The organism is Frankia tisae (assembly GCF_025403405.1).
Lineage (GTDB): Bacteria > Actinomycetota > Actinomycetes > Frankiales > Frankiaceae > Frankia > Frankia tisai.
The window spans coordinates 1-2427 of record NZ_JANEZT010000577.1 but is presented as its reverse complement, the minus strand read 5'-3'; the positions used below and the strand labels follow the sequence as shown (position 1 = coordinate 2427).

Below are 2427 nucleotides of genomic sequence, written 5' to 3'. Positions count from 1 at the left end.
ACAGCCAGGTTCGACGCCATCGGCGACCTCGCCTGGCGGCTCACCGCCAAGGAGTACGCCTACGCCCGGCTGACCCGCCGCATCGAAGGCTGCAAGGGCCTACCCGCGCCGCCGACCGTCGTCCGGGAAGTCAGAGTACTGCGCGCCTTCTTCGCCCACCTCACCGAATACCACCCCGGCCTACGCCTCGCCGAGATCGGCGACGACGCCGTCTTCGACGGCTTCCTGGCCACCTGCCGGGGTAGTGCACGGTGGCAGGCTCAGGAACGCGCCCGGCACGCCTGGGCGCTGACCCTGCTGCACCGCGTGGGCGAGCAGCTCACGCACGACCGGCTCACCCACCTCCCCTGGCGGGGCCGCCCCGCCCAGCAGATCGCCGGACGCCGCGCCGAGGCGGAAAACCGCACTCCACGCATCCCCTCGCAGGTCATGGGCCCCTATCTGCGCGGCGCCCTGTTCTACGTCCAGACCGCCGCCACCGACATCCTCGCCGCCGCCGACGAGCTTGCCCGCCTTGAGCAGGAAACCGCCTACCGGTTCATCCCGGAAACGCTGTCCAGGCTGGACCGGTTCGTCGAGCAGCGCCGCCGCGAAGGCCGCGGGATGCCGGCCACCCCAGACTGGTGCCTCCCCGCGGCGGCGCTCGGCGCCCATGAACTCGGCATCAACGTGCACCTCCTCGCGACGCTGCTGCGCACCAACCGGGTATCACTGTCGCCCGGCGAGGTCCGCCGCCGCATCGAGGCTGCGGTGGCCGAGATCGGGGTGGAACCGGGTGGGATGGACACCCCGGTCAGCGCCGACCCGGCCACCGGCGAGCCGTGGCGGGCACGCTTCCACCCCAAGGCCGTCACCAACGAACGCCGCTTTCTGATGACCGCCTGCTATGTGATCATCGCCTACCTTTCGGGCATGCGGGACAGCGAAGTCCAGTCGCTCACCCGCGGCTGCTACTTCCGCGAGCCCACCGCCGACGGGCTGCTAAGCCGGCACAAGATACGTGGCACCGTGTTCAAGGGGCGCGGCCCCACCGGCGAGCCCGACACCTGGGTGGTGATCGAACCGGTCGCCGAAGCCGTCGACGTCCTGGAACGCCTCGTCGATGACGAGCTCCTGTTCAGCCGCGTGTCCCACCGCCAGCGCTGGGCACTGCTGGGCGGCGATATCAACCCGCGGCTCAACGAGCTCCGCGACCACCTCAACCGGACACGGCCGCACGACGCCGTCCCTGAGGTCGACGGGCACCCGTGGCGGTTCACGACCCGGCAGTTTCGTAGGAGCGTGGCCTGGCACATCGCCCACCAGCCGTTCGGCGTCGTCGCCGGCAAGATCCAATACAAGCACGCCCGAGTCGCGATGTTCGAGGGATACGCCGGGACCTCCGCCTCGGGGTTCCCGGCCGAGATCGAGGCCGAACGCGAACTCGACCGGCTGGAATCCTTCCTGGACCGCTATGAAGACTTCAAAGCCGGCGTGCAGACCCCGGCGCGGCTGGCCGAAAAGTTCACCCACATCCGCGACGAACTCGGCGACTTCCCCGGCCAGATCGTCGACACCAGCAGGCTGCGGGCGATGATGGCCAATGCGGCCCGCACCTACCACCCTGGCGTACTCAACGACTGCTACTTCGACCCGGCCGCCGCCCTCTGCACCCGCCACCACCGCCACACGAACGCAGGCGACGCGCCGCCAGCCGCCAAACCCGTCCTCAACCACTGCCAGCCGGCGCTGTGCCCGAACTCCTGCGTCACCGCCAAGCACGCCCCCGCGATCAACAGGGTGATCGCGGACGCCCGCGAGCTGCTCTCGATCCAACGCCTGTCCCCGCACCAGCGCGCCGCACTCCGCGAACAGATCACTACGGCGCAGGGCATGCTCGCTCCGCTCGAGGCACCCCCGGGATGACCGCCGTCAGCCCGCAGGCCGCGGCGGCGCTCGAAGACGCCATGCGCCGCCTCCTCGACGGCCAGCCGCAGCGCACCGACGGCGCGCTGACCGTCGCCAACCTCGCCCGGGAAGCAAGCATCTCCCGGGCCACCGCGAACCGCGCCACCGAGATCCTCGCCCGCTTCCGCGGTCACACCTCCACCCAAGCCGGACAGGCCGACGTCCCAGCGACAATGCGCGAACGCATCCGCCAGCTGGAGACCGAGGTCCGCGAGCTGCGGAGCCGCGAGCGACAAGAGATCGCAGATCTCCGTGCGACCGTCCACACGCTTGCCCAGCACGTCCAAGCACTCACGCTCGAAAACGAGGCCCTCCGCGGAACCCAGACTGACCACAAAGAGATCCTCTTGCTGCCAGTCCGCCCCAGATAGTCCGGGACGCGCGGCTGGACAACATCGCGCCTCACCGTCAGTGGCGATCACCAGTCTGTCGGTTTTGGGATTTTCGTTATCGCCGGAAACGCTCTATGTCTTCTGGTGC

2 protein-coding genes are annotated in these 2427 nt (G+C 69.6%); both read left to right on the top strand.

Features of this window, described 5'->3' with window-relative positions; all coding sequences use genetic code 11:
* Nucleotides 1-1905, top strand: a 1905-nt coding sequence (locus NBZ85_RS30050; protein WP_261563307.1) for a hypothetical protein, incomplete at its 5' end; no start/stop codon positions are given.
* Nucleotides 1902-2318, top strand: a complete 417-nt coding sequence (locus NBZ85_RS30045) for a hypothetical protein (RefSeq protein ID WP_261563305.1) — start codon at nucleotides 1902-1904, stop codon at nucleotides 2316-2318. The genes NBZ85_RS30050 and NBZ85_RS30045, both read left to right, overlap by 4 nt.
* Nucleotides 2319-2427: the final 109 nt, after the last annotated feature.